The sequence below is a fragment of the Tabrizicola flagellatus genome (assembly GCF_008271465.1).
GTDB classification, from domain to species: Bacteria; Pseudomonadota; Alphaproteobacteria; order Rhodobacterales; family Rhodobacteraceae; genus Tabrizicola; species Tabrizicola flagellata.
Genome location: NZ_VMDU01000024.1, coordinates 1 through 25107 on the forward strand (window position 1 = coordinate 1; position 25107 = coordinate 25107).

The following is a 25107-nucleotide window of genomic DNA, read 5'->3' on the forward strand; positions in this document are numbered from 1 at the left end:
CAATTGTCACCCGCCGGCTCTGGTTTCAGCTGGATGACTCTCGGGGGTCAGAGCAGGCCCTTCCCGGCGGACTGGCGCTGGCCGCAAGAGATCGCGGGCCGCCGGATGGACACCTATCACCGCTGGATGGAGGTCGTGGTGCCAGCCAGCCTGATCGGCCTGCCCGCCCTTTCGGTACCGGTGGGCTTCGGTTCGCAGGGCCTGCCGATGGGCCTGCAGATCATCGGACGGTCCGGCGACGATGCCGGGGTGCTGGCCATCGGTCAGGCCTGGCACCGGGCGACGGACTGGCCGAGGCGGCGTCCGCCGGTGCTGGCATCCGGCACGCCCGCGCGCTAAGGCTGTGGCCAGAAGGAGGCCAGCATGATCCTGGGACATATCGGGGCGCGCAAGGGGTCCAAAGGCGTGCCGGGCAAGAATTTCCGGCCGATCTGCGGCAAGCCGCTGATCGACTGGTCGCTGGACCAGCTGTTCGCAAACCCGCGCGTGGGTGCGGTGGTGGTCTCTACCGACGACGAGGCGATCTACGAGCACGCCATCCGGCGTGGGGCGCTGGATATCGGCATCAGGCCTGCGGAACTGGCCACCGACACCGCGCCGAAGTGGGGGGTGTGGCAGCATGCGCTGGCGGCCAGCGAGACGCTGGCGGGGCCAGTATCGGCATTCATTGACCTCGACTGCACCTCGCCGCTGCGACTTCCAGAGGACATCGATGGCGCCCTGACACTATACGAAACCGAACATCCAGACATGGTGATGAGCGTCTGCGAGGCGCGAAAGAATCCCTATTTCAACCTTGTGGAGCCGGATGCCACGGGCGCGCTGCATGTGTCGAAACCGCTGCCGGGCGGGGTCTGGGCGCGGCAGGACGCTCCGGTCGTCTATGAGCATGTCGGGGTGGTCTATGTGGTGGACCCGGCCTATCTGCGCAGGGCCCGGACGATCTATGAAGGCCGGGTCATCCCCTATGTCCTGCCAGCCGAGCGCTGCCATGACATCGACACGCCCTATGATTTCCGGCTGGTGGAGTTCCTTCTGTCCGAGCAGCTGAAGGCGGGCCTGGTCAAGGTCTGAGCAGCGGCGCAAGGACCGCGAGCGTTCGCGCGGTTGCGCCGGAATGTGCGGCGGTAAAGGCGGTGATCGCCTCGGCAGCGGGGTCGGGCCAGCCCAGCACATCGGCGACCAGCTGTTCCGCACTGGTCTGGCGGCAGACGCCGGCTGCAATGGCCTCGGCTGCCGGATATTCGATCGTCTGGATCTGCGTGCCGACGAGCACGGGCTTCTTCAGGGCCAGCGGCTCGATGATGTTGTGCGACCCCTTGGGCTGGAACCCGCCCCCCACCACCACCCGGTCGGCCATGGCGAGATAGAAATACATCTCGCCGAGCGAGTCCCCCAGCAGCACATCCATCGGCGCCTCGGACCGTTGTGCGAAGTTTCGGTCGAAGCGCGTGCTGCGGCGGTCGAAGAGGACGCTCTTCGCGGCCAGACGTTGTGCCACGGGGTCGAAGCGTTCGGGCGCGCGGGGGATGAACAGGATCACGGGTGGCGTGCGGACCGACAGAAGCTCCTGCGCGGCGGCGATGAACAGCTCTTCCTCGGGCTCCGTCACCGAGACGAAGGCAATGACCCGGCGCGGGCCAAGGCCGGGGCGCAGGCGCGCTGCGGCGGCCAGGTGGTCCTGCGGGATCGGCTGGTCGAAACGAAGCTCGCCCGTGACATGGATGTTCGTCACACCGACCGAGGCAAAACGTTGCGCCTGCAGGTCGGACTTCACCAGCGCCCCGGCGCAGAGCCGCATCAGCGCCGGGCGGATGCCAAGCCGCGCATCGCGGGCCATGGAATCGGACGGATACTGCGCGTTGCAGAGGTAGAGCGGCACGCCGGCCTTGCGCGCGGCAAGGATCATGCGCGGCCAGATCTCGATCTCCATCACCAGGCCCAGCTTCGGACGAAAGGCCCGGAAGAATCCCGCGTAAGCCCATGAGGTTTCCAGCGGAACCCAGACAGGTATGACGCGGCCAGTGGCGATCTCGGCGGCGAAGACCCGCTCTGCCTCGCGTCGCCCGGCGGGAGTGAAATGGGTCGTCACGATCCGCTCGCCGCGGTCGAGCAGCGCGCGGATCAGGGGGACGGCGGATCGCAGCTCGCCCAGGCTGACGGCATGGACCCAGACCGCGCCGGGGTCGGTCGGGGCGTGGCGGCCGAAGCGTTCGCCGAGGCGGCGGGCGTAGAGCGGATCCTTCCGCCCGCGCCACCAGAGATAGGCCAGCACCACAGGCAGGCCGAAATGCCAGAGCGCCGACCAGAGCCGCAGGAAGAGCCAGAGCCTCATGCCAGCCCCCCAAGCGCGAGCAGATCGCGGGCCAAAGGCGCGAGGCTGTCGCGGGCGGCCTCGGACAACGCCCGCGCCTTGGCAGCACGATCGGACTGGTCGGCCAGAAGGGCCCGGCCGAGCGTTGCGGCCTCGATCTCCAGCGCGGCATCGGCCTGATGCAGGCGGGCGAAATCGGCGGCGAAATTCGCCACCCGTGGCCCATGCAGGATCGCCGAGCCGAGCGCCGCCGGTTCCCACGGATTGTGGCCCTCGGTCGCGCCGAAGGTGCCGCCGATCAGGGTCACGGGGCAGAGGCGATACCAGAGGCCCATCTCGCCCAGGGTATCGGCGATCCAGACCTCGCCCGCAGGCCCCTGCCCCGCGCTGCGGAGGGTCGCGCGCAGTCCGTGGCGGGCTGCGGCGCCGGCAATCTCGTCCCCCCGCACGGGATCACGGGGGGCGATGATCAGGAGCGGACGGTCGGGCAAGTCGCGCAGGGCGGACAGTGCCACCGCCTCGTCCTCGGGGTGCGAGGAGGCAAGCAGCGCAAGCCGTCGCCCGGCCAGTGCCTGACGCAGCGCCTCAAGCGCCGTAGGGTCGGCGGACAGAGGCGGGGCGGCGGCCTTGAGCGAACCGGTGACGCGGACGCCGGCCGCCCCGAGCCGTTGCAGGTGTCCGGCCGTCGTCTCGTCCTGCGCGGCGATCAGGCGGAAGCGGGCGAAAAGGTCGGCGTAAACCCGCCGGAACCGGCGGCGGCGGGCATAGGCTTCGGCATTCATCCGCGCGTTCACCAGCGCCAGCGGGATGCCGCGTGCAGCCGTGGCGGCCACCGCTCCGGGCCAGAGGTCCTGTTCGGCCCAGACCGAGAGCACCGGGCGCCAGTGGTCGAGAAACCGCCGCAGGTAGGCGGGCGCATCCAGCGGCAGGAACTGGTGCCGGGTGCGGAGCGGCAGGTTCGCGGCCATGACCTCGGCCGATCCGCGCGTGGTCGAGGTGATCAGGAATTCGACCTGCGGCGCCTGGGCAGCCATGGCCGCGATCAAGCCACGCAAGGCCAGGGTCTCGCCCAGGCCCACGGCATGCAGCCAGACGAGCGGGCCGTCGGGGCGCGTCAGGCTGGGCTGGCCCAGCTTTTCGCGCCAGCGGTCGGGCAGTTCCTTGCCCCGCGCCAGCCTGCGGCGCAGAAACGCGGGCGCGGCCAGCGGAATGAGATGGCTTGCCCCGAGGTAGAGGCGAAGGCCGGCGCCGGTCGGGTCAGTCACGGAAGGCCTTCTGCAGGCTGCGCTGCCAGAATTCGGGACGTGCCAGGACCGCGACAAAACGGTCCGCCGCCGACCCCTGGCCGAAGCCCTGATGCGGCTCGGCCCGCTTGCCCCAGCGGGTTGCGAGGAAATCCAGGATCGTCGCCCGGTCGCCCGCGGCACAGCTGACGACCGAGGGCGCCGCGGCCCGGTTGGTCTGGCGGCTGCCCACGTCCAGAGAGGGCAGGCCCAGGAAGGGCGCCTCGCGCACGCCGGCCGAGGAATTGCCGACCATGCAGGCCGCGTTCTTCATCAGCTCGGAAAAATGCGCAAAGCGCATCGACGGCAGCACACGGAAGCGGTCCTTCGGCAGGCGGTCCAGCACCGCGAAGATCGCCTCGGACCCGGGGTCGTTGTTCGGTGCGATCACCACGAAGCTGCGCCCCGAGGCCTCGAGTGCGCCGAACATGTCGGCCGCCTGCGCGCCGATCGTGTCCTGCTCCGAGGTGACGGGGTGAAAGACCGCGATACCATAGTCCGGGAACGGGATCGCATAGCGCGCCCGCACTTCGTCCAGGGTCACACCCGAGGGGCGGGAGTGGAAGTCGAGCTCGGGCGAACCGATGACGTGGATTGTCTCTTCCGGCTCTCCCAGCGCCATGACGCGGCGCGCGGCGGCGTCGGAGGAGACGAAATGGCTGGCGCAGAGCTTGGAATTGCAGTGGCGGAACATCTCGTCGATGGTGCCCGAGACCTCGCCCCCCTCGACATGGGCCGAGCGGATGTAATTCGTCGCCGCCACCAGCGAGGCCGCGAGCGCCTCGATCCGGTCGCCGTGGATGACGATCAGGTCGGGGCGGTTCTCGGTGACATAGTCGGAGAAACCCATGACGGTCTTGGCGAGGATCACGTCCTGCGGATCGCCGGGGCGCTGGTTGAGAAATTCGTGCACCGTGACCCCGTCCACGCGCCGCACCTCGTTCACCGTCAGGCCGTAGCGGTCGAGCAGGTGCATCCCGGTGACGAAGAAGGTCACGCGGTGCCCGGCATCGCGGGCGGCGACGGCCAGGGGCTCCAGCTTGCCGAAATCGGCGCGCGTGCCGGTGAGGAAGAGGAGATGGCGGGTCATGGGTCTGCCTAACGCGAACCCCGGATGGAAGACAAGCCGGACGGTGTTCCGGCGAGGACCGCTGATCCGATCATCACATGGGCGTGGCGGCGCGGATTTCGGTCAGCAAGACCGGGTCGGGCGCCGCGATCTGGCCGTCCTCGACTGCCCGGAGATAGGCCCGACGCATGTTCAGATAGACGGCTTCGCTCGATTTCTTCAGGAATGCCGTGCCGAAGATCTGGTCATTGGCGTAGGGAAAACTGCCGGTGAACCGTCTGCGGTTGACCGCCCGGCGAATATGGTCGAGCGCGGCTGCCCGCCAGCCCGGCGATGACGTCGGCAGACGTGCAAACCTGGCCGCGCGCCGGGCTATGTCACGGTCTCCGTAGGCTGCGTAGTGAAGGGTGCGGGCAAGGAAGGCGTCATCCTTTTCGGCAAGCTGTTCCAGAAAGATGCTGCGACGCGAGTAGGCTTCCATCTTCAACCCCGCGGCCATCATCCGACGCGAGAAGCCGATCTCGCCAAACTTGATGGTGTTCGGTTTGTAATCGCTCATCTGGTAGGTGCGCCAGAATTCCTGAAACGCCGCATGGCGCCAGGCACTGCCGCGGATCAGGTAGAAATAGGATTCGATGTGGCTTTTCTTGGTGGGGGTTCCGCCGGAGGTATCGTGCTGCACCTTCTCATCCTGCAGCAGGCCGACGATATCGGCATCCGGCCAGGCGGTCTCGAGCACAGACAGCAGATCGCGGCGAAGCGGACACCACACGCTGTCGTTCACCACGACCAGCCGATCAGGAGACAACCCGTCACGATTGATAAGGCGGATTGCATCCTGGTAGCCGCCAAAGTCATAGCCGAAATTGGGACGTTCCAGAAGGCTCCAGGCCCCCTCAAGCAGGCGTTCGCGATCACGATCACTGACCGGGGCGTTGGAGACAACGAAGGGTGCATAGCCCTCGGACCGCAGCCAGTCGAGCGTGAGAAAGACCGATTCCGCTACCCCCTTCGGCTCAAAGATGAGCAGGACGGCAATGCGCTCGCCTGCAGGAACCGCCCCGAAGCTGCGACGCGTGAGCTTCTCGAAGTCGCGCAGATAGACCTCTCTGCGACGCGGTTCGCCCAGCCGCCACGGCAGCGACGCCAGGGTCCGCGGCAACGCAAGTGTCTTGTCCTTGATGCGGTTCAGCTCGCGCAGGACCTTCCAAAGCGGAATCAACTCTCGACCTCATCCGGACTGGTCATGCGGGGCCATATAAGCCCCTTGCGCACCAGCCAGAACAGGCGACGCGGATAGTTGGCGAGTTTCTGCAGATAATGCGGCAATCGGCGCCATTTCGGGAACTTTCTGGCACCGGACATCCTGTTTCCGGTGATGAAGCTCTCCCCGGAATCGCGCGGCGGGGCCGTGAACGGTTCCAGCCCCATGAGGCGGATGTCGTATGCGAAGAACCGGTTCAACTCGTGGTCGTGCGCGCGCCGGATCGGATAGAACCTGGCGGAAAGCCGTGCCGCGGCCTCCCTGGTGATCAGATAGCACCCGTTGCCCGTGAACGGTCCCCAATAGGCGCAAAGGGTGAATCCCATGGCGCGCGCCTGGGGTATGCGCCCCTTTGCGCGGATGCAGGAAAACCGCAGGACATCCCACCGCCCCGCCAGCGACAATCCGGCCGCCAGCGCCTGCGGAAACCGGTCGGTGAAGGTGACATCGTCCTCGCAGATCAGCACCACCGGGTCCGGGCCGGAGGCAATCTCGCGCCAGAGTTCGACATGCGAGGCATAGCATCCGAGATGCCCGTCGGCGATCGGGGCCCCCATGTTCCGCTGCCATGCTTTCGCATCGGTTTTCGACAACAGCTCGTCGCGCAGCGCAGCCCCGTCGATCCCGTCCCAGATCCGATAGGCCATGCCGATACGGGCAAATTCGGCTGCGACCTGTTCCCGCCTTGCCGTGGCCCTGGCCAGAGAGATCACGAAGACTGGAACCGCTGCCGGATCTGGCGTCACCCCAGATCCTCCCACTTCAACTGCGTGTTCCGCGCCACCGCCCGTTTCAGCTTTTTCCCGACCACCTTGTCGAAGTCATAAGCCGCGATCTCGCCCGAGCCCGGACGGCGCGCCCAGATGTCGGCCTCGGCGATCACATGGCCCTCGGGCAGGTCACGGTCGGCCACGACGGAACCGCGGGCGAAGCGATAGACATCCTCCTCGGGCGCGGACCGCTTCTTGGGGTTGTTCGCCGCGATCCAGATCTCCTTCGACCGGTCGATGAGAAAACGCAGTTCCGCCGGGTCCATCGAGTTGATGATGTCCGGCCCCTTGCGATAGCGCGTGTCGGTGTAGTGCCGTTCCAGGATGCAGGCGCCCAGCGCCACCGAGGCCAGCGCCATTTCCGGCCCGATGGAATGGTCGGAAAAGCCCACCACCGCCCTCGGGAAGGCCTCACGCAGTTCCGTCACCCCGCGCAGGCTGACGATCTCGGCCGGGCTGGGGTAGAGGTTCGTGCATTCCAGCAGCGCATAGTCCACCCCGGCCTGGTCGAGGATGTCCACGCTGGCGCGGATCGTCTCGATCGTCTGCATGCCCGTGGACAGGATCACCGGCTTGCCCTTCCGCGCGATGTGGCGGATCAGCGGCAGATTGTCGGCCTCGCCCGAGCCGATCTTGTAGGCCGGCACATCAAGCGTTTCCAGGAAATCCGCCGCCGCCCGGCTGAAGGGCGTGGATATCCAGATCATCCCCAGGCTTTCGGTGTAGCGCTTCAGCTCCGCCTCTTCGTCGAGCGACAGGGCGCAGCGTTCCATCACATGCCAGATCGAGACATCGGCGTTCGGCGGGAAGATCGACTTCGCCTCCTCCGTCATCTCGTCCTCGATGATGTGGGTCTGGTGCTTGATCATCTCGCAGCCCGCCCCGGCGGCCAGGCGCACCATCTCCTTCGCCACGGCCAGGTCGCCACCGTGGTTGATGCCGATTTCGGCGATGACAAGGGGGGGATGGCCGGGGCCGATCTCGCGGTGGGCGATCTTCATGGGGGTCTCCGTCGTTGCCGCCCGTCGTGCGCCAGCCCGGCGCCCCTGTCAAGCGAGGGGGTAGCGCGCCAGCACCTCGTAGCGCGGGGCCTTGCCGAGATGGCTTTGCCAGAGCGTCAGTTCCCTCACCTCCCAGAGCTCGGTGCGGAAGCCCGCGCCCATGGCCACGGCGCGCTCCAGCCGCGCGATGTCGGGTGGATCGGGGGGCGGGAACCGGCCCAGCGTGACATGCGGCACGAAGTTCCGCGCGTCGATCGGACAGCCGGCGCGGCGGGCGATGGTCTCGGCCTTGGCTTGCAGCCGGATCAGCGGGGGTGAAGGCGCCACCCCGGCCCAGGCCGTGTGCGGCCGGTCTTTGCCGAAGAGACCAAGGCCTTGCAAAGACAGGGAAAACCGCTCGAACCTCAGGGCCTCGAACCCTTCATGCGCGGCTTCCAGCGCCGGTTCCGGGCAATGGCCCAGAAAGACCAGGGTCAGATGCAGGCTTTCGGGCTCCACCCGGCGCGGCAGGGGCAGGAGGAACTGCTGAACCTGGCAGGCCCCGCGCACCGCCTGCGGCAGGTCGATGCCCAGAAAGGCCCGGATCATCTCCGGGCGAGCCTTGCCAGGCGGTCACGGATCTCGGGCCGGACCGGGCCTTCGCGCGGTGGATCGATGAGCGTGGTCAGCATCGCGGGTTCGGGAGCCGGCCGCCCGCCCCCGCCCCAGCTTAGCCCTTCAAGCACCGCCTGCGCCGCGACAGGCAGCCGCTCGGGCAGCTCGCAGCCCGCCAGTGTGCCCCAGATTGCCGTCCACAGCCGCCCCACCGACCACGGGTTGTAGCCGCCCCCGCCCAGCACCAGAACCCGCGGGGCAAGGGGCAGCAGCGCCGACAGCGCCTCCAGATAGGCAAGGTTCGACAGCGCCAGGCGCGACAGGGGATCTTCCAGCAGACTGTCCGCCCCGCATTGCATCACCAGCGCCTCGGGCCGGAACTCCTCCACCCTGGGCAGGATCAGCCCGTGCAGCACCGCCCGCGCCTCGCTGTCGTTGTAGCCCCTGGGCACCGGGAGGTTGAAGGCGCTGCCGCCACCCGTATCATCCAGACCGCCGGTGAAGGGCCAGCGCCCCTCTTCGTGGACCGAGATCATCCGCACCCCCGGATCGCCGGCGAAGGCCAGCTCCACCCCGTCGCAATGGTGGGCGTCAAGATCGACATAGGCAATGCGCGACAGGCCGGCGCGTTGCAGGACCTTGATCCCCAGCACAACGTCGTTGAGATAACAGAACCCGTTCGCTCGCCCCGGAAGGCCATGATGCGTGCCCCCGCCCGGCACGTGGATTACCCCGGGGTTGCGCGACAGAAGTTCGGCCGCCAGCATCGTGCCCCCTGCTCCGGTGGCCGGCCGGCGATAGATCTCCGGGAAGACCGGATTCGACAAGGTTCCGAGGTGGAAGCGTTCCCGCATCTCGGGTGAGACCGCGCCAAGCCTCTCGGCTTCCTGCAAGGCCGCCACATAGGCCGGCTCGTGCCAGAGCGTCAGCGCCGCCGGCTTGGCGCGCGGACTGGAGCGGAAACGGTCGGTGGGCAACCAGCCCAGGACGCGCGACAGGTCCATGACCGTCGACACGCGCGGTATCCGAAGCGGGTGGTGCAGGCCGTAGGACGACCCGCGATAGATGTCGGACCCGACGAAAAGCGGGACGGCCGCCAGCCCGGCAGGGGCCGGCGGCTGCGACAGCATCATTTCGTCAGGGCCTCGATCTTTCCGGCTATGGCGCGGCTTTGCGGCGCAACCGGCGCGCCGAAGGTGGCGACGACCTTGCCATCCGGCCCGATCAGCACCTTGTTGAAGTTCCAGCCAGGAACGAATCCTGTCTCGTCGCGCAGCCAGGCATAGAACGGATGCGCCTGCGGACCTTTGACATGGGTGATCTCGGTCATCGGCAGCGTCAGGTCGAAATTGGTGGCGCAGTATTCCTTGACCGCCGCCTCGTTTTCCAGCTCCTGGTTGAAGTCGTCCGATGGCACCGCCAGGATCAGGGCCTTGCTTCCGAACCGGTCGTGCAGCGCCTGCAAGCCGTCGAACTGGCCGGCAAATCCGCAGAGCGAGGCGGTGTTGACGACCAGAACCGGCTTGCCGCGCCAGTCCTCCAGATCGATCACCCCTCCGTCGATCGATGCAAAGCGGAAGCGTTCGCCCGCGAAGGCCGGCGACAGGGTGATCCAGACCAACAGTCCCGCGAGTATTCGACTCATGATGCCTCCAGATGCAGCGTTCTGCTTCCCAGCAGATTCCCAGCAGATAATCCGGGGCAGCCACGGGTCAAATCTTCCCGAAAATGCTGTGATTTCGTCCGCAGCCATGCCATATTTCACCGGTATCAGTCGAGCAGGAGCCAGCTCGGGAAAACGGGCGGCCGGATGGGCGTGAGATGAGTTGGCAAGACAAGTTCCTGGCGCAGGGCGCCGGATCGGGGCATGCAAGGGTGCAATATGGGGCCTTGTGCTGGCGTGAGGGCGGCGACGGGACCGAGGTGCTGCTCATCACCAGCCGCAACACCGGGCGTTGGGTGATACCGAAGGGTTGGCCGATGCCGGGCCTGGCGCCGGAAGCTGCCGCGGCACAGGAAGCCTGGGAAGAAGCCGGGGTCAGCGGCGGTCTGGTCAGCCCGGTCTGCGTCGGACGCTATGGCTATCAGAAAGTCCTGGGCGCGGACGCTGCAGTTCCCTGTGCGGTCGCCGTCTACGGGCTGAAGGTGTCCAAGCTGTCCGATACGTATCCCGAGGCAAATGAGCGGCGCAGGAAGTGGTTTCCTCTGGCCGTTGCGGCCGGTTTGGTCAACGAACCCGATCTGGGTCGGATCATCGCGGGGTTCACCCCGCCAGAGGATGGACGTCCTTCGCCAATCGCGGCGGAGGAAGGTGAGACCGGGGACCCCCCGCCTCAGCGGAGCAAGCGGGGCAAGAGCCGAGGGCATTGAACTTTCTCCGCGACTGATTAGCTAGTGGTGTCGCCAGAAACGGGCGGGCACGGAATGATCCGATACAGTCTTCGTTGCGGAAATGACCACGGCTTTGACAGCTGGTTCAAGGGGGCCGATGCCTTTGCCGCGCTGCAATCGGCTGGTCAGGTTGCCTGTCCGGTTTGCGGCTCGACCGAGGTGCGCAAGGACCTGATGGCGCCGGCGGTGCGGCCCGCGCGAAAGTCGGCGTCCCGTCCGCAGCGTGGCGATGACGACCGCCCGGATCTGAGCGCCCCTGCTTCGGAACTGGAGGCGCAGATCGCCGCCCTGCGGCGGCATATAGAGGAAAACTCGGAATATGTCGGCATGAACTTCGCGACCGAGGCCCGCCGCATCCATGCCGGCGAAGCCCCGGGCCGGGCGATCCATGGCGAGGCCCGGCCGGAAGAGGCGCGGGCAATGATCGAGGAAGGCCTGCCGGTCGCCCCCCTGCCCTTCCTGCCGTCCCGCAAGGTGAACTGACCCGGCCTTGTACACACAGGACAGATACCGGACCGCAATAAATTCAAGAGCTTGATTGTGGACGATTACGGTCCGGCAACCATGTTCGGCAGGTGATACCCCGTCTGTCCCGCCCGCCTGTCGCCGCAGGTCATGGCAGCGGGCCGGCGGCCGACCTAGTAGATGTAGCGGATCTGTTCGGTCCAGAACCGTTCCATCCGCTTCAGCGCCATGTTGATCTCGTCCATCCCCGAGGCGTCGATCAGCGCGCGCCGCTCGATCCCTTCGGCGTGGCGGGCGAAGAGGTCGGACAGCACCCCCCGCACCTGCCGCCCCTTCTCGGTCAGTCGCACGCGGACCGAGCGGCGGTCGATCTCGGACCGCTGGTGGTGCATGTAGCCAAGCTCGACCAGCTTCTTCAGGTTGTAGCTGACGTTCGAGCCCTGGTAATAGCCGCGCGACTTCAGTTCACCCGCCGTCACCTCGTTCTCGCCGATGTTGAACAGGAGAAGCGCCTGGACCGAGTTGATCTCCAGCATCCCGAGCCGTTCGAATTCGTCCTTGATCACGTCCAGAAGCAGCCGGTGCAGCCGCTCGACCAGGGCCAGGTTGTCAAGGTAGCAGGACAGGAAGGCCTTCTGCGACCCATCCAGCACCGGGGCATAGATTGTCATTCCGTTTCTCCACCGTTCTCACGGCGACAGAATCGGCACAAACAGAAAACATTCCGTAAACTTGCGCGGAACTTCTACGGGTTTTCTGCCCTCAGTCGCGTTTCGGCGAAACCGGCGATCCGGTCCAGAAGCCCGGCGAACGCCGCTGGCGCGGGGGCCTGCCCCAGAATCCAGGCCATCAGGTCCTGGTCGTTCTCGGCCAGAAGCGCGTCGTATAGGTCGAGTTCATCCGGCGTCAGCGCCGCCAGACGTGCGTCTGCGAAGGGGCCGAGCACCAGGTCCATCTCCTTGGTGCCGCGCCGCCAGGACCGCATCCGCATCCGCTTCAGGCGCGCTTCGGCCGTCTCGTCCATCTGCCGTCCGTTCCTGCTTGATCCCCGTCAGGCCGCAGCCTAAGTCAGGCCAGAGCGAAACTCCACCACCGAAAGGCGCGGCAATGGCCTTCCTCTCCGACACCCTGGCGCGCGTCAAGCCCTCGCCGACCATCGCCGTCACAACCAAGGCAGCGCAGCTGAAGGCCGAGGGTCGCGACGTGATCGGCCTTGGCGCGGGCGAACCCGATTTCGACACGCCGGAGCACATCCGCGAGGCCGCGAAGCGGGCGATCGACGCGGGCAAGACGCGCTATACGGCGGTGGACGGCATCCCGGAGTTGAAGGCCGCGATCTGTTCCAAGTTCCTGCGCGAGAACGGTCTGACCTACACGCCGCAGCAGATCTCGGTCGGCACGGGCGGCAAGCAGATCCTCTACAACGCGCTGATGGCGACGCTGAACCCGGGCGACGAGGTCATCATCCCGGCCCCCTACTGGGTGAGCTACCCCGACATGGTGCTGCTGGCCGGCGGCACGCCGGTGCCGGTGGTCGCCGGCATCGAGACCGCCTTCAAGCTGACGCCGGAGCAGCTGGAGGCCGCGATCACGCCCCGCACCAAGTGGTTCATCTTCAACAGCCCTTCGAACCCCACGGGCGCGGGCTATACGCGGGCCGAGCTGAAGGCGCTGACCGATGTGCTGATGCGGCATCCCCATGTCTGGGTGATGTCGGACGACATGTACGAACACCTCGTCTTTGACGATTTCGAGTTCTGCACCCCGGCCGAGGTCGAGCCCGGCCTCTACGACCGCACGCTCACCTGCAACGGCGTGTCCAAGGCCTATGCGATGACCGGCTGGCGGATCGGCTATGCCGGCGGGCCGGTGTCGCTGATCAAGGCAATGGGGACGATCCAGTCGCAATCGACCTCGAACCCCTGTTCGGTCAGCCAGTGGGCCGCGCTGGAGGCATTGTCGGGGCCGCAGGACTTTCTGGCCGACTGGCGGAAGGTGTTCCAGGGCCGGCGCGACCTGGTGGTGTCGATGCTGAACCAGGCGAAGGGCATCCGCTGCCCGAAGCCCGAGGGCGCCTTCTATGTCTATCCCGACATCTCGGCTCTGATCGGCAAGGCGACGCCGGCGGGCACCGTCATCAGCAACGACGAGGTCTTCGCGACCGCGCTGCTGGAGGAAACCGGGGTGGCTGTGGTGTTCGGTGCGGCCTTCGGTGTCTCGCCCAATTTCCGGATCAGCTATGCCACCAGCGATGAAGTGCTGCGCGAGGCCTGTGCCCGCATCCAGAGTTTCTGCGCAAGCCTGGTCTGACCCGGGCTTGACGAGTCGGCGCGGCTCGGGAAGGAATGGGCATGCACGCCGGGGTTGTCCGGGTTCATTTGGCAGGGCATAGTTTCAAGCATGACCGCTGACCTTCCCGACTACTATTTCCGGGTGCGCGAAAACGGAGCGGTCGTGTTCCGCGTCGGGACCGAGAACCGGCAGCGCCGGATCGAGATGGACGAGATCGCCACGGTCAACGTGAAGAACGGCAACATCAAGCCGCATGGCGAGGTGGAACTGACCGGGGCGGACCGGGCCGCGATCGGGGAATGGCTGGCCGCGCGCCAGGCCCAGCTTGCCGCGCGCGAGGTGGACGACATCCTGCGCACGGTCGATCACCTGAACCTGACGACGCAATGGGCGCAGTCGCGGGCCACGGATGCGCAGCTCGAGGCAGTGACGGATGCGCTTTTGCTGGCGATGCACGACCTGCGCTCGATGCTGGTGAAGCGCAAGGCGGACCGGCTGGGCAAGGCGGAGTAGCTCCTCCTCGTTCGACTTCGTCTCCTCGTCGGGATCGTGCGACGAGGAGACGAAGTCGAACGAGGAGCGGCAGATCAGATCTGCTTTTCGGGCATCTGCACCCGCAGCCCGTCCAGCGCGTCGGTGACCTTCAGCTGGCAGGTCAGGCGCGAGCGGACCGGATCGGGGCGCCAGGCGAAGTCCAGCATGTCGGCTTCCATGTGGTCCTTGGGCGGCAGGCGGTCCACCCAGGCGGGATCGACATAGACATGGCAGGTCGAACAGGCGCAGGCGCCGCCGCAATCGGCCTCGATCCCCGGGATGCCGTTGTCGCGGGCACCTTCCATCACGGTCAGGCCGTTCGGGACTTCGACCACATGTTCGCGGCCATTGTGTTCGACATAGGTGATCTTCGCCATGACTCATGCTCTCCGGGATCGTCTGACGTGACATAGGCCAGTCCGCGTCGATTTGCCAGAGGGGCGGCGGGCTTGCCCTGTCGCGCGGATGTTCTATTATTGTTCTCATGACCCTCGCCCTGCCACCCATTCCGCGCGGCGCCTCCTGGCCGCGGCCACCGAAGGCGCTGCCGGCGGCCCGGCTCGGCGAACCTCCGGCCGGGGCGCGGGTCACGGTGGCCGGGCTGGTGCTGGTCAGGCAGCGGCCGGGCACGGCGAAAGGGGTGATCTTCGTCACGCTGGAGGACGAGACGGGCACGGCAAACGTGGTCGTCTGGGCGCAGGTCTATGAACGGTTCCGCCGCGCGGTCATCGCGGGGCGGCTCTTGCGGGTCACGGGCCGGCTGCAACGCGAGGCCGGTGTGGTGCATGTGGTGGCCGAGGTGATCGAGGACCTGTCGGGCCTGCTCGACCGGCTGCTTGACCCCGGCTTCCGGCCCGACGGGGTGCGGGCGGGCGACCAGCCGTAACCCGCTTGCCGACATCAGATCGAGCCGGGGAGCTTGCCGAATGCCCGGCCGCCTCCCTGCCGTCCCGCTCTTGCCCCCGGCGGACGGCCGGCGGGATGCCTCCCGCCGATCATGCGCCGCCTGCGGCCGAACCTATTCGATCGACAGCGCCACGAAGCGCGGGTCGCCCCCGCGACGGACCAGCAGGAGGACCGACTTCCTTCCGCCGTCCTTCGCCTCCTTGATCCGGTCCTCAAGATCCTGCAGGCGCGTGACCTTCTGCTGCCCCACCTCGGCGATGATGTCACCCTCGACGAGGCCCTTGGTATAGGCTTCGGAAGCCGGATCCACCTTCAAGATCACCAGACCCTGCGCCGAAGCATCGAGTCCCAGCCGGGCCCGGACGTCGTCATCCAGCGGCGCCAGCGTCAGGCCCAGCGTCTCCATCTCCTTCGGGTCGGCATCGGCGGGGGCAGAGGCCGGTGTCGCCTTGGCTTCCGCCTCTTCGCGACGGCCGAGCGTGACCTGCAGCGTCTCGGTCTTGCCATCGCGCAGGACGATCACCGGCACCGCTTCGCCGATCGGCGCGTCGGCCACCCGGCGGGTCAGGTCGCCGGCATCCGCCACTTCCTGCCCGTCAAAGCGGGTAATGACGTCGCCCGGCCGGATGCCCGCCGCCTTGGCCGGGCCGTCCGGGACATCCGCCACCAGTGCCCCGGCGGCCTTCTCCAGACCCATCGACTCGGCGATTTCCGGCGAGATGTCCTGGATCTTGACCCCAAGCCAACCGCGCCGGGTCTCGCCGAACTGCATCAGCTGATCGACCACCTTGCTCACCACGTTCGACGACATCGAGAAGCCGATACCGATCGACCCGCCGTTCGGCGAGAGGATCGCAGTGTTCACGCCGATCACCTGCCCGTCCATGTTGAACAGCGGCCCGCCCGAGTTGCCACGGTTGATCGCCGCGTCGGTCTGGATGTAGTCGTCGTAGGACCCCTGAAGCTCGCGCCCGCGGGCCGAGACGATGCCGGCGCTGACCGAGAAGCCCTGGCCGAGCGGGTTGCCCACCGCCATGACCCAGTCGCCCACGCGCATCAGGTCGGAATTGCCGAAGCTCACGAATTCCAGCGGTGTGTCGCTTTCGACCTTCAACAGCGCGATGTCGGTCTTGGGGTCGGTGCCGACAAGCTTCGCCTTCAGCTTCTTGCCGGAGAAGAATTCGATGGTGATCTCGTCAGCGCCCTCGATCACATGGTTGTTGGTGACGATGTAGCCGTCCTCGCTGATGACGAAGCCGGACCCCAGCGCCTCGGACCGCTGCGGCCCACGCGGGCCCGGACCGCCGAAGTCCCTGAAGAAATCCTCGAAGGGGCTGCCTTCGGGCACCATGGGCATCCCGTCGGCCGGTCCGGCGACCATGGCGCTGGTGGTGATGTTCACCACGGCGGGGCTGATCTTCTGGGCCAGTTCGGCAAAGCTTTCGGGGGCACCGAAGGCCTGCACCTCGCTGGCGGGGGCAACACTCAGTCCAAAGCCCAGAACCAGCGCCAGAAGCGTGCTGGACCGCAGGGCAGAGCGGATGGAAGGCGTGAGATCGGGCACGATGCGAACTCCTGTTCATCGGATCTGGCGGGAGGGAGGGATAGACCGGACCCTCGCCCGTCGTCGGTGAGAAAACAGTTAGGGAAAGGGGTTCGCAATGCAAACCCCGTCGCGTTGTTTCAAAGGGATGTGAACTTGAATGTCATCAGCGTCGCATGCCTAGACCGACTTCACCAGCCAGACGACCAGGACGCCGAGGGCAAGGGCAGCCAGACCGACGAACCGGCGTCGATCCACGGGAAACGAGGCGATCATCCGCAAGGCATCCTCGATACGACGAGGGGCCAGTGCCAGCACCAGCCCCTCCACCGCAAGCACAAGACCGAGTGCCAGAAGCAGGTCGCTCACGGTGCCGGCGGCGCCTCCGGCGCCGTGCCTCTGCCGCGATCCGACCGCAGATAGTCGAAGAACTCGCTGTCGGGCTGCATGACGATCGAGGAATTACCCCCCTTGAGGCTGGCCTCGTAGGCAGCCAGCGAGCGGATGAAGGCGAAGAACTCCGGATCCTTGCCGTAGGCTTCCGCCAGGATCGCGTTGCGTTCGGCATCGGCCTCGCCGCGGATCACCTCGGCCTGACGCCGGGCGTCGGAGGTCAGCTCGATCACCGTCCGGTCGGCCGCAGCACGCACGCGCTGCGCGGCCTCGCCGCCACGGGCGCGTTCGTCCGCGGCCTCGCGGTCGCGTTCGGCCCGCATCCGGGCGAAGGTCGCCTCGAGGTTCTGTTCCGGCAGGTCGGTGCGCGTCAGCCGCACGTCGATCACGTCGATGCCCAGCGCCGCACCTTCGCGCTTGGCGATGGTCAGGATCTGGTTCATCAGCCCCGCGCGGTCTTGCGACAGGACCTGGTCCTGGGTCGCGTTGCCCAACACCTCGGGGATCGCCTGGCTGAGGATGTTGCCCAGAAGCTGCTGCGCCCGATCCTCGCCGCCGGTGCCGACCGACTGGCGGAACTCGATCAGGTTGACGATGCGCCAGCGCGCGAAGGCATCCACCACGAGGCGGCGATCGGAGAGAAGCGTCACCTCGATCGGCTGGGTCTGCAGGCCGAGGATGCGGTCCTCGTACAGCACGACATCCTGCAGGAAGGGGATCTTGAAGCCGAGCCCGGCATCCTCCTTGACCTGGACGACCTGACCGAATTGCAGCACCAGGGCCTTCTTGCGTTCGTCCACGATGAAGAGCGAGGACAGCACCAGCACCAGCAGCACCACAAAGGCGGAAAGAAGATAGATCGCCCGCATCAGTTCGACCCTCCGGTTGCCGCGGCACCCGGCCCCGCGGTTCCACGGCCAAGCTCGTTCAGGGGCAGGAAGGGCACCACGCCCTGACCGCCGCCCTCGGCCCCGGCCACGCCGTCGAGGATCACCTTGTTCATGCCGCCAAGCACCCGTTCCATGGTTTCCAGATAAAGTCGCCGCCGCGTCACGTCGGGCGCCTTCACATATTCGTTGTAGACCGAGATGAAGCGCGCCGCCTCACCCTGGGCCGAGTTCACGGCTTCGGCCCGGTAGGCTTCGGCCGCCTCCAGAAGGCGGGCCACCTCACCCCGGGCGCCCGCAGTCACCTGGTTGGCATAGGCATCGGCCTCCTTTTCCAGCCGGTCGCGTTCCTGCTGCGCCGCCTGCACGGCGCGGAAGGCGTCGATCACCTCGCGCGGGGGCTGGGCAACCTGGAGGTTGACACGGATCACGCTGATCCCGGCGTTGTAGCTGTCGAGCGTGGCCTGCACCGCCTTGCGCAGGTCCGAGGCAATGACACCGCGGTCGCGGTTCAGGATCGGCGAGAGTTCCGACCGGGCGATGATGTCGCGCATCGCGCTTTCGCTGACCGCGCGGATGGCGACTTCGGGGTCGGCCAGGTTGAAGAGGTACTTCTCGGGGTCCGAGATGTTCCAGACCACCTGGAAGCCGATGTCCACGATGTTCTGGTCGCGCGTAAGCATCAGGCCGGAATCGGTGCGCCCCGGGCCGGTGCCGATGTCGGTCGTCCGCTCGCCCGTCACCTGGACCTTTTCATAGGTCACGACCGGCCAGGGCGCGAAATTCAGGCCGGGATCGCCGACGCCCGCGCTTTCGCCGAGGAACAGTTCGACCGAGCGTTCCTCGGGCCGGACGGTGTAGAAGGACATGAAGGACCAGACCGCGACGATGGCCAGAAGGCCGAGGCCGACGCTTTGCCGGGTGAACAGCGGACCGTCCGGATCGCCGCCCGGCCCACCCGTTCCACGGTTGCCCCGCCCGCCCATCAGGACACGCAGCTGTTCCTGGCCGCGTTTCATCAGCTGGTCGATCTCGGGGATCTGCCCGCCGCCCGGGCCAGGACGGCCGCCGCGGCGCTCGCCGTCGTCGCTGTTGCCCCTGCCGCCCCGGTCATCCCCACCCGAGCCGCCACCGCCGCCCCAGGGACCGCCACTTCCTGCCATTGAACCGAACCTCTTCTTTCCGTTTCCCCTAAGCTGGTCATATCCAGCCGGAAATCAACCCGTCCCGGCTGCCTCTCAACCCGTCCGCACCGGTTTTCGCATCGTCACCAGCTCCTCGGCCATGGTCGGATGCACCGCGCAGGTGGCATCGAAATCCTCTTTCGTCGCGCCCATGCGGATCGCGATCGCCGCAAGCTGGATCATCTCGCCCGCCTCGGGCGCGACGATATGGCAGCCGAGCACCTTCCGCGTGGCCCGGCTGACGATCAGCTTCATCAGGACCCGGTCCTGCTTGCCGGCAAAGAGCGTGCGCATCGGACGGAAGGCGGTGGCATAGACTTCGATCGGCTCACGCTCGCGCGCGGCCTCTTCGGACAGGCCCACCGTGCCCATCTCGGGCTGGGTGAAGACGGCCGAGGCGACGAGTTGGTGGTCGAAGGTCGTGGGCTTCGCGCCGAAGACGGTGTCGGCGAAGGCATGGCCCTCGCGGATCGCAACCGGCGTCAGGTTGATCCGGCCGGTCACGTCGCCCACGGCAAAGACCGAGGGCACTGCGGTCTGGCTGTAGGCATCCACCGGGATCTCGCCATTGCGGCCAAGGGTGATCCCGATCCCTTCCAGCCCGAGGCCGGCCGTGTTCGGGCGACGCCCGGTGGCGTAGAGGACGAGGTCGAACTCCCGCTCGCTGCCGTCGGTCGCCACGGCACGGATGCCGGAGGCCGCCTTTTCCAGCCGCATCACGTCGGTGCCGCAATGGATGGCGATGCCGTTCGCCTGCATGGCATTGGCGACGTGGCCGCGCGCCTCGTCATCAAAGCCGCGCAGGATCTGGGCGCCGCGGCAGTACTGGCTGACCTCGACTCCCAAACCATTGAGGATACATGCGAATTCGCTGGCGATATAGCCACCGCCCACCACCAGAGCGCGTCGAGGCAGCGCGGGCAGGTGGAACATCTCGTTCGAGGTGATCGCCAGCTCGCGGCCAGGGATGTCCGGGACAAAGGGCCAGCCGCCCGTCGCGACCAGGATATGTTTCGCGGTGAACTCTTCCCCCGAGGCGAGGCGGACGCGGTGCGGGTCCACGATCACCGCGCGCGCGTCGTGGACGGTGACGCCCGCGTTCTTCAGCGTGTTGCGGTAGGCGCCTTCCAGCCGGTCGAGCTCGGCCTCCAGCCGGGTGCGGAAGCGCGCCCAGTCGAAACCGCCTGCCGTCACGTCCCAGCCATATTCCCGGGCCTCGGCAACGGCTTCGGGATAGGCGCTGGCGAAAACCATCAGCTTCTTCGGCACGCAGCCCCGGATGACGCAGGTGCCGCCCATCCGGCTTTCCTCGGCGAGACCGACCCGCGCGCCATGCTCGCCCGCAGCGACACGCGCCGCCCGGACGCCGCCGGACCCGCCGCCAATGACGAATAGATCGTAGTCGAAGGCCATCTCCGCCGCCCTGCCGTTGCCGCGCGACAGAGCTATGCGGTCTTGTCCCGGAACAAAAGCCCCCGCTGGCGCAATTCGGTTACCGGCTGGTCACGCGGTCAGTCGAGATCGGCAAAGATGTTGCGACTTTCGGTCAGATCGACCGACCCGTTCTCGACCCGGCCCGAGTTGATGTCGCGCACCGTCACCCGACCGTCGCCCTGCCCGATCACGACCACGTCGCAGATGTCGATGAACAGGCCATTCTCGACCACACCGGGGATCTGGTTCAGGACCAGGGCCAGCTGGCGCGGATTGCCGATGCGCTTGAGGTTCAGATCCAGCAGGAAATGCCCCTCATCCGTGCGCAGGGGCGCATCGCCCGCCATCCGCAGGCTGACCTCGCGGTTCATCACGTCGAGGCTGTAGAGCGTCTCCTCGATCAGCGCCTTGGTGGTCTGCCAGCCGAAAGGGATCACCTCGACCGGCAGCGGAAAGGCGCCGAGCTGGGCCACTTCCTTTGCCGCATCGGCAATGACGATCATCCGGTCGCTGGCCGTCGCCACGATCTTCTCCTGCAAGAGCGCCGCGCCGCCGCCCTTGATCAGGTTGAGGTTCTGGTCGAATTCGTCCGCCCCGTCGATCGTCAGGTCCAGCCATTTCACCTCGTCCAGGGCGACAACCCTGAGCCCGCAGGACCGGGCAAGATCCGCGGTGCGCGTCGAGGTCGCGACGCAGGTCACGTCCAGCCCGTCGTCCCGCACCCGTTCGGCCAGGCAGCGAACCATCCAGGCGGCGGTCGAGCCGGTGCCGAGGCCCAGCTTCATCCCCGATTCGACGAAATCCACCGATCGCCGCGCGGCGACGAACTTGGCCTGGTCGATCGGTGACATCTCGGCAGCCATGTGACACTCCCCTCTTTGCCCCCGCCATACCGCAAAGCCGGCGGCAGGGCGAGTGTCTTGTGTGCCTGTTTCCGTGGCTCCCGGCACTTCTCAGGTGTCTGACCCGGCCAGCGCCAACCCGCGCGAGATCTCTTCCCGGGTGACGCCACCATCGCCGTCCGCATCGAAGGCCAGAAGTCCACGCAAAAGCGCTGCTTCGTCCTCGTCCAGCGCCCGAAGTGCGGCCGCACGACCCTCCGCCACCAGTTCCGCCGGATCAACGCTACCGTCGCCATCGGCATCCGCAGCAGTGAAATCGCGATCCATCCGCCCGCGCTGTTCTGCCGCGGCCGCGCGCTTGGCAATCGCCAGTTCCAGCCGGTCGATGGACCCGTCCGCGTCCAGATCCAGCGCCAGGTAGCGTCGAAGCACCGTCGCGCGCGCCGAGGCACGGGTCAGGGCGACATGCGCCTCGATGCCTTCGGCGGACAGCACCCCGTCCTCGCCATGGCCGGCGATCAGGTCCTCGATCATCGTTTCCACCCGCACCGGCGCGCGGGCAATCGCCTCGGCCAGCGACGCGGCATCGGCCAGGGCGCATCGCGCCGCCGCCAGCAGTCCCACCGAGATCGGCATCAGCATCCGGATCATGCGACTCTCTCCCTACTGCCCATGAAGATTGGCCAAGCAAGGTTGACGGAAGGTGAACAGGATCGGGTTCCGAAGTGCGCCCCCGGATCGCGGAGAGTCGCTTTTTGCGCAGTCTTGTGCGCAGAGTTGCGCGACCCTGCGCCGGACCCGGAAATCGCCCGCCGATGTACACGCTGCACTACGCCCCGGACAACGCCTCTCTGATCGTCCGCCTCGTGCTGGACGGGGCCGGCATTCCCTATCGCACGGCGCTGGTGGACCGGGCGATCCGGCAGCAGGACAGCATCGCCTACCGCGCGCTGAACCCGACCGGTCTGATCCCGACGCTCGAGACGCCACAGGGCCCGATCGCGGAAACCGGGGCGATCCTCCTGTGGCTGGCCGACGCGCACCGGCTGGGCCCTGCGCCGGGCGACCCTGATCGGCCCGTCTTCCTGCAATGGCTGTTCTTCCTGTCGAACACGGCCCATGCCGACCTGCGGCAGATCTTCTATCCGCACCAGTATGTCCCGGCCGATGCCCGCGCCGCGCATGCCGAGATCATGGCTTCCCGGATGCTGCGGCATTTCGGCCTTCTGGACACCGCTGCTGCCCGGCATCCGCGCCTCTTCGCCGCCGGGAAACCCCTTGGAGTCTACACCGCCATCCTGACCCGCTGGTCGGCGCTCTATCCGATGGATGGCCCGCGCTGGTTCCGGCTGTCGGAGTTCCCCGCGCTCGCGGACCTCGCGCAGGCCCAGGAGGCGCGGGTGGAGACGCCGGTCGTCGCCCGGGCCGAGGGTCTAGGACCGTATCCCTTCACCCGGCCCGAACATCCGAACCCACCGGAAGGAAGCGTGCTGTGACACTGATCCTGCATCATGCGCCCGACTTCGCCTCGACCATCGTCCGCTTTGCGCTGGAAGAGCTGGAACTGCCGCATACCCTGGCCATCGTCGATATCGAGGGCGGAGCGCTGGCCAGCCCGGAATACCGCAGGGTGAACCCGGTCGGCCTGATTCCGGCGCTGGAAACCGACGACGGCCCTATGTTCGAGACGGCGGCGATCCTGCTGTGGCTTGTGGACCGGACGGGTCGACTGGGGCCGGGGCCGACCGAACCGGACAGGGGGGCCTTCCTGTCGTGGCTCTTCTTCACCTCGAACGCGCTGCACCAGGCGGCGCTGGCGATGTTCTACCCGCACCGGGCAGCCGGCGAGGCGAATTCCGCCGCCGCCCAGGCCGCCGCACAGGAACAGATCGTGGCGCGGCTGGGCCTGATCGAGGCGATGCTGGCCGCGCAATCACCCCGCTGGCTGTCGCCCGACCATCCGGGCGTGATGGGCTACTACATCGGCGTCCTCGTGCGTTGGCTGATCCTGTTGCCGCCCGCGCCCTACGGCATCCGCATCGACGATTTCCCGCATCTGAAAGCCGTCCTCGCCGCGCACGAGACGCGCCCTGCGGCCCTCCGAGTCGCGGCCTCGGACGGCCTCGGCCCCACCCCCTTCACCAACCCGGGTTCCTGATGTTCCTTTCCGTCTTCGACATGTTCAAGGTGGGGATCGGCCCCTCCTCCTCGCACACCATGGGCCCCATGGTCGCCGCTGCGCGCTTCCTCGAGGCGATGCGCGCCTCGCCCTTCCAGTTCCGGGGCCTGCGCGCCTCGCTGCACGGCTCGCTCGCCTTCACCGGGGTCGGCCACGCCACCGACCGGGCGACGATCCTCGGCCTCGCCGGGTTCGCGCCCGACACCTACGACGCCGACAAGGCCGAGGCCGCGCTGGCCCGGATCAATGAAACCAAGGTGATTGAGGCCCCGGGCCTCGGCACACTCGCCTTCGACCCCGCCAAGGACCTGACCTTCGACTACGGTCCCGCGCTACCCGGCCATGCGAACGGCATGATCCTCAAGGCCACCGACGCCCAGGGCGACGTGATCCTGGAAGAGACCTACTATTCCATCGGCGGCGGCTTCGTGCTGACCGCCGCCGAACTGGCCGAGGCCGGCGGCGCAAAGGCCAAGGCGCGCGCCGACGTGCCCTACCCCTTCGAGACGGCCGCTGAGATGCTGGAGATGGCGCGGAAATCGGGGCTGACCATCGCCCAGATGAAACGCGCGAACGAGCTGAAGTTCCGCTCTGCCGCCGAGCTTGACGCCGGGATCAGCCGGATCTGGCAGGTGATGGACGATTGCATCTCGCGCGGGATGAAGGGCGAGGGGATCCTGCCCGGCGGCCTGAAAGTCCGCCGTCGCGCCAAGGGCATCCATGACGCCCTTCTGGCCGAACGCGGGCTGAACCTGACGCCGCCCCACACGATCAACGACTGGATGTCGCTTTACGCCATGGCGGTGAACGAAGAGAACGCCGCCGGGGGCCAGGTCGTCACCGCGCCCACCAACGGGGCGGCCGGGGTCGTCCCCGCCGTCATCCGCTACTGGCTGGACCATGTGCCCGGCGCAAGTGTCACCAAGGTCGGCGACTTCCTCCTGACCGCGGCGGCGATCGGCGGGCTTTGCAAGCACAACGCCTCGATCTCGGGCGCCGAATGTGGCTGCCAGGCCGAGGTCGGCAGCGCCGCCGCCATGGCCGCCGCGGGCCTCTGCGCCGTCCTCGGCGGCACGCCGGAACAGGTGGAAAATGCCGCCGAGATCGCGCTGGAACATCATCTCGGCATGACCTGTGATCCGGTGAAGGGCCTCGTGCAGGTACCCTGCATCGAACGGAACGGCCTTGGCGCGATCAAGGCCGTCTCCGCCGCCTCTCTCTCGCTGCGCGGCGATGGCCAGCATCTCGTCTCGCTGGATGTCTGCATCGAGACGATGCGGCAGACCGGACGCGACATGCACGAGAAATACAAGGAAACCTCGCTGGGGGGCCTCGCGGTCAACGTCCCGAACTGCTGAGGCCGGGGATGCCTCCGGCGGGAGTATTTGGATAAAGGGCAAATCAGCTTGCCCTTTCGCAAATACTCCGGGCGGTGCCGATGGTTTCGCCACCGGTTCGAGAAACCGGAGGCACGGGGAACCCCCATCGCCCGAGGAGGAGGGCGAAGGCCCGACGACGAGACGAAGGGCTCGCGCGTCAGCGCACCTTGCGGAACCCGCCCGAAGACCGGCGATGTCGCTTTCAGGCAGGCGGGGCGGAGCGGCAGACTGTAGGCAGGTCGGATGACCCGCGACACCACCCTCCAGGGCGTCCTCCTGATGCTCGCCTTCTGCGTGATCGCGCCGCTGCTCGATGTCGCGGCCAAGCTGACCTGCCCCCCGGAAGTTCCCTCGCTGTGATGTAGAGTCTGCCCAACCTGAGA

General features: G+C 67.2%; 29 protein-coding genes. 10 read left to right on the forward strand and 19 right to left on the reverse strand.

Annotated elements, in window-relative coordinates; all coding sequences use genetic code 11:
• On the forward strand, positions 1 to 339 hold a 339-nt coding region (locus FL625_RS17275; RefSeq protein WP_268815793.1), incomplete at its 5' end, for an amidase family protein.
• A 24-nt stretch (positions 340 to 363) separates the two neighbouring features.
• On the forward strand, positions 364 to 1074 hold the full coding sequence (locus FL625_RS17280; RefSeq protein WP_149589913.1) for an acylneuraminate cytidylyltransferase family protein: 711 nt from the start codon (positions 364 to 366) through the stop codon (positions 1072 to 1074).
• On the opposite strand, the gene FL625_RS17285 is transcribed toward FL625_RS17280, so the two are convergent.
• From FL625_RS17285 to FL625_RS17325, 9 genes are all read right to left on the reverse strand, one after another.
• Entirely contained in the window at positions 1064 to 2335 is a 1272-nt protein-coding gene (locus FL625_RS17285) for a 3-deoxy-D-manno-octulosonic acid transferase (RefSeq protein ID WP_149589914.1), read from the reverse strand. The two genes, FL625_RS17280 and FL625_RS17285, sit on opposite strands and share 11 nt — an antisense overlap.
• Entirely contained in the window at positions 2332 to 3579 is a 1248-nt protein-coding gene (locus FL625_RS17290) for a 3-deoxy-D-manno-octulosonic acid transferase (protein WP_149589915.1), read from the reverse strand. The genes FL625_RS17285 and FL625_RS17290 overlap by 4 nt, the downstream gene beginning before the upstream one ends.
• On the reverse strand, positions 3572 to 4687 hold the full coding sequence (gene neuC, locus FL625_RS17295; RefSeq protein WP_149589916.1) for a UDP-N-acetylglucosamine 2-epimerase: 1116 nt from the start codon (positions 4685 to 4687) through the stop codon (positions 3572 to 3574). Before neuC ends, FL625_RS17290 begins: the two co-directional genes overlap by 8 nt.
• 73 nt (positions 4688 to 4760) lie before the next feature.
• Positions 4761 to 5888: a rhamnan synthesis F family protein gene (locus FL625_RS17300; RefSeq protein ID WP_149589917.1), complete on the reverse strand. Its 1128-nt coding sequence runs from the start codon at positions 5886 to 5888 to the stop codon at positions 4761 to 4763.
• A complete protein-coding gene (locus tag FL625_RS17305) occupies positions 5885 to 6676 on the reverse strand; it encodes a glycosyltransferase family 25 protein (RefSeq protein WP_160147813.1) in 792 nt (263 codons plus the stop codon). Before FL625_RS17305 ends, FL625_RS17300 begins: the two co-directional genes overlap by 4 nt.
• A complete protein-coding gene (locus tag FL625_RS17310) occupies positions 6673 to 7701 on the reverse strand; it encodes an N-acetylneuraminate synthase family protein (RefSeq protein WP_149589919.1) in 1029 nt (342 codons plus the stop codon). The genes FL625_RS17305 and FL625_RS17310 overlap by 4 nt, the downstream gene beginning before the upstream one ends.
• Positions 7702 to 7749: 48 nt before the next feature.
• On the reverse strand, positions 7750 to 8289 hold the full coding sequence (gene thpR, locus FL625_RS17315; RefSeq protein ID WP_149589920.1) for an RNA 2',3'-cyclic phosphodiesterase: 540 nt from the start codon (positions 8287 to 8289) through the stop codon (positions 7750 to 7752).
• Positions 8286 to 9428 (reverse strand): acetoin utilization protein AcuC, encoded by a 1143-nt coding sequence (locus FL625_RS17320; RefSeq protein WP_235019481.1) that lies wholly within the window; start codon positions 9426 to 9428, stop codon positions 8286 to 8288. The genes thpR and FL625_RS17320 overlap by 4 nt, the downstream gene beginning before the upstream one ends.
• Positions 9425 to 9940, reverse strand: a complete 516-nt coding sequence (locus FL625_RS17325) for a glutathione peroxidase (protein WP_149589922.1) — start codon at positions 9938 to 9940, stop codon at positions 9425 to 9427. The genes FL625_RS17320 and FL625_RS17325 overlap by 4 nt, the downstream gene beginning before the upstream one ends.
• Before the next feature lie 176 nt (positions 9941 to 10116).
• Between FL625_RS17325 and FL625_RS17330 the strand changes: the two genes are divergently transcribed.
• Together FL625_RS17330 and FL625_RS17335 are read left to right on the forward strand one after the other, a co-directional pair.
• Positions 10117 to 10665 (forward strand): NUDIX hydrolase, encoded by a 549-nt coding sequence (locus FL625_RS17330; RefSeq protein ID WP_149589923.1) that lies wholly within the window; start codon positions 10117 to 10119, stop codon positions 10663 to 10665.
• A 54-nt stretch (positions 10666 to 10719) separates the two neighbouring features.
• Positions 10720 to 11169, forward strand: a complete 450-nt coding sequence (locus tag FL625_RS17335) for a DUF1178 family protein (protein ID WP_149589924.1) — start codon at positions 10720 to 10722, stop codon at positions 11167 to 11169.
• 155 nt (positions 11170 to 11324) lie between these two features.
• Here the strand turns inward: FL625_RS17335 and FL625_RS17340 are convergent, their stop codons facing one another.
• Complete coding sequence (locus FL625_RS17340) at positions 11325 to 11822, reverse strand: MarR family winged helix-turn-helix transcriptional regulator (protein WP_149589925.1); 498 nt, start codon at positions 11820 to 11822, stop codon at positions 11325 to 11327.
• Positions 11823 to 11896: 74 nt separating this feature from the next.
• Entirely contained in the window at positions 11897 to 12175 is a 279-nt protein-coding gene (locus FL625_RS17345; protein ID WP_149589926.1) for an FAD assembly factor SdhE, read from the reverse strand.
• An 83-nt stretch (positions 12176 to 12258) separates the two neighbouring features.
• Here FL625_RS17345 and FL625_RS17350 point away from each other — a divergent pair, with 83 nt between their 5' ends.
• On the forward strand, positions 12259 to 13461 hold the full coding sequence (locus FL625_RS17350; RefSeq protein WP_149589927.1) for a pyridoxal phosphate-dependent aminotransferase: 1203 nt from the start codon (positions 12259 to 12261) through the stop codon (positions 13459 to 13461).
• 90 nt (positions 13462 to 13551) lie between these two features.
• The gene (locus FL625_RS17355; RefSeq protein WP_149589928.1) at positions 13552 to 13956 is read left to right on the forward strand and encodes a hypothetical protein; all 405 of its coding nucleotides are present in this window, start codon (positions 13552 to 13554) and stop codon (positions 13954 to 13956) included.
• 74 nt (positions 13957 to 14030) lie between these two features.
• Here the strand turns inward: FL625_RS17355 and FL625_RS17360 are convergent, their stop codons facing one another.
• A complete protein-coding gene (locus tag FL625_RS17360; RefSeq protein ID WP_149589929.1) occupies positions 14031 to 14354 on the reverse strand; it encodes a 2Fe-2S iron-sulfur cluster-binding protein in 324 nt (107 codons plus the stop codon).
• A gap of 107 nt (positions 14355 to 14461) precedes the next feature.
• Here FL625_RS17360 and FL625_RS17365 point away from each other — a divergent pair, with 107 nt between their 5' ends.
• Positions 14462 to 14863 carry an OB-fold nucleic acid binding domain-containing protein gene (locus tag FL625_RS17365; RefSeq protein WP_149589930.1) on the forward strand — a complete coding sequence of 134 codons (402 nt, stop codon included), beginning with the start codon at positions 14462 to 14464 and terminating at the stop codon, positions 14861 to 14863.
• A 132-nt stretch (positions 14864 to 14995) separates the two neighbouring features.
• Here FL625_RS17365 and FL625_RS17370 read toward each other — a convergent pair whose 3' ends face one another.
• From FL625_RS17370 to FL625_RS17400, 7 genes are all read right to left on the reverse strand, one after another.
• Positions 14996 to 16450: a DegQ family serine endoprotease gene (locus FL625_RS17370; protein WP_149589931.1), complete on the reverse strand. Its 1455-nt coding sequence runs from the start codon at positions 16448 to 16450 to the stop codon at positions 14996 to 14998.
• Between the two features lie 156 nt (positions 16451 to 16606).
• A complete protein-coding gene (locus FL625_RS17375; protein ID WP_149589932.1) occupies positions 16607 to 16795 on the reverse strand; it encodes a DUF2065 domain-containing protein in 189 nt (62 codons plus the stop codon).
• Positions 16792 to 17688 carry a protease modulator HflC gene (gene hflC, locus FL625_RS17380; RefSeq protein ID WP_149589933.1) on the reverse strand — a complete coding sequence of 299 codons (897 nt, stop codon included), beginning with the start codon at positions 17686 to 17688 and terminating at the stop codon, positions 16792 to 16794. The genes FL625_RS17375 and hflC overlap by 4 nt, the downstream gene beginning before the upstream one ends.
• Positions 17688 to 18869: an FtsH protease activity modulator HflK gene (gene hflK / locus FL625_RS17385; RefSeq protein ID WP_149589935.1), complete on the reverse strand. Its 1182-nt coding sequence runs from the start codon at positions 18867 to 18869 to the stop codon at positions 17688 to 17690. The genes hflC and hflK overlap by 1 nt, the downstream gene beginning before the upstream one ends.
• Positions 18870 to 18944: 75 nt before the next feature.
• Positions 18945 to 20303, reverse strand: coding sequence for a glutathione-disulfide reductase (gene gor, locus FL625_RS17390; RefSeq protein WP_149589936.1), 1359 nt, complete (start codon positions 20301 to 20303; stop codon positions 18945 to 18947).
• A gap of 98 nt (positions 20304 to 20401) precedes the next feature.
• Positions 20402 to 21187, reverse strand: a complete 786-nt coding sequence (gene rpiA, locus FL625_RS17395) for a ribose-5-phosphate isomerase RpiA (RefSeq protein WP_149589937.1) — start codon at positions 21185 to 21187, stop codon at positions 20402 to 20404.
• Between the two features lie 90 nt (positions 21188 to 21277).
• On the reverse strand, positions 21278 to 21817 hold the full coding sequence (locus FL625_RS17400) for an EF-hand domain-containing protein (protein WP_149589938.1): 540 nt from the start codon (positions 21815 to 21817) through the stop codon (positions 21278 to 21280).
• A gap of 164 nt (positions 21818 to 21981) precedes the next feature.
• Here FL625_RS17400 and FL625_RS17405 point away from each other — a divergent pair, with 164 nt between their 5' ends.
• From FL625_RS17405 to FL625_RS17415, 3 genes are read left to right on the forward strand one after another with little or no spacing between them, the layout of a single operon-like run.
• Complete coding sequence (locus tag FL625_RS17405) at positions 21982 to 22662, forward strand: glutathione S-transferase family protein (RefSeq protein ID WP_149589939.1); 681 nt, start codon at positions 21982 to 21984, stop codon at positions 22660 to 22662.
• The gene (locus FL625_RS17410; RefSeq protein WP_235019486.1) at positions 22659 to 23324 is read left to right on the forward strand and encodes a glutathione S-transferase family protein; all 666 of its coding nucleotides are present in this window, start codon (positions 22659 to 22661) and stop codon (positions 23322 to 23324) included. Before FL625_RS17405 ends, FL625_RS17410 begins: the two co-directional genes overlap by 4 nt.
• Positions 23324 to 24703, forward strand: coding sequence for an L-serine ammonia-lyase (locus FL625_RS17415; RefSeq protein ID WP_149589940.1), 1380 nt, complete (start codon positions 23324 to 23326; stop codon positions 24701 to 24703). Before FL625_RS17410 ends, FL625_RS17415 begins: the two co-directional genes overlap by 1 nt.
• Positions 24704 to 25107: the final 404 nt, after the last annotated feature.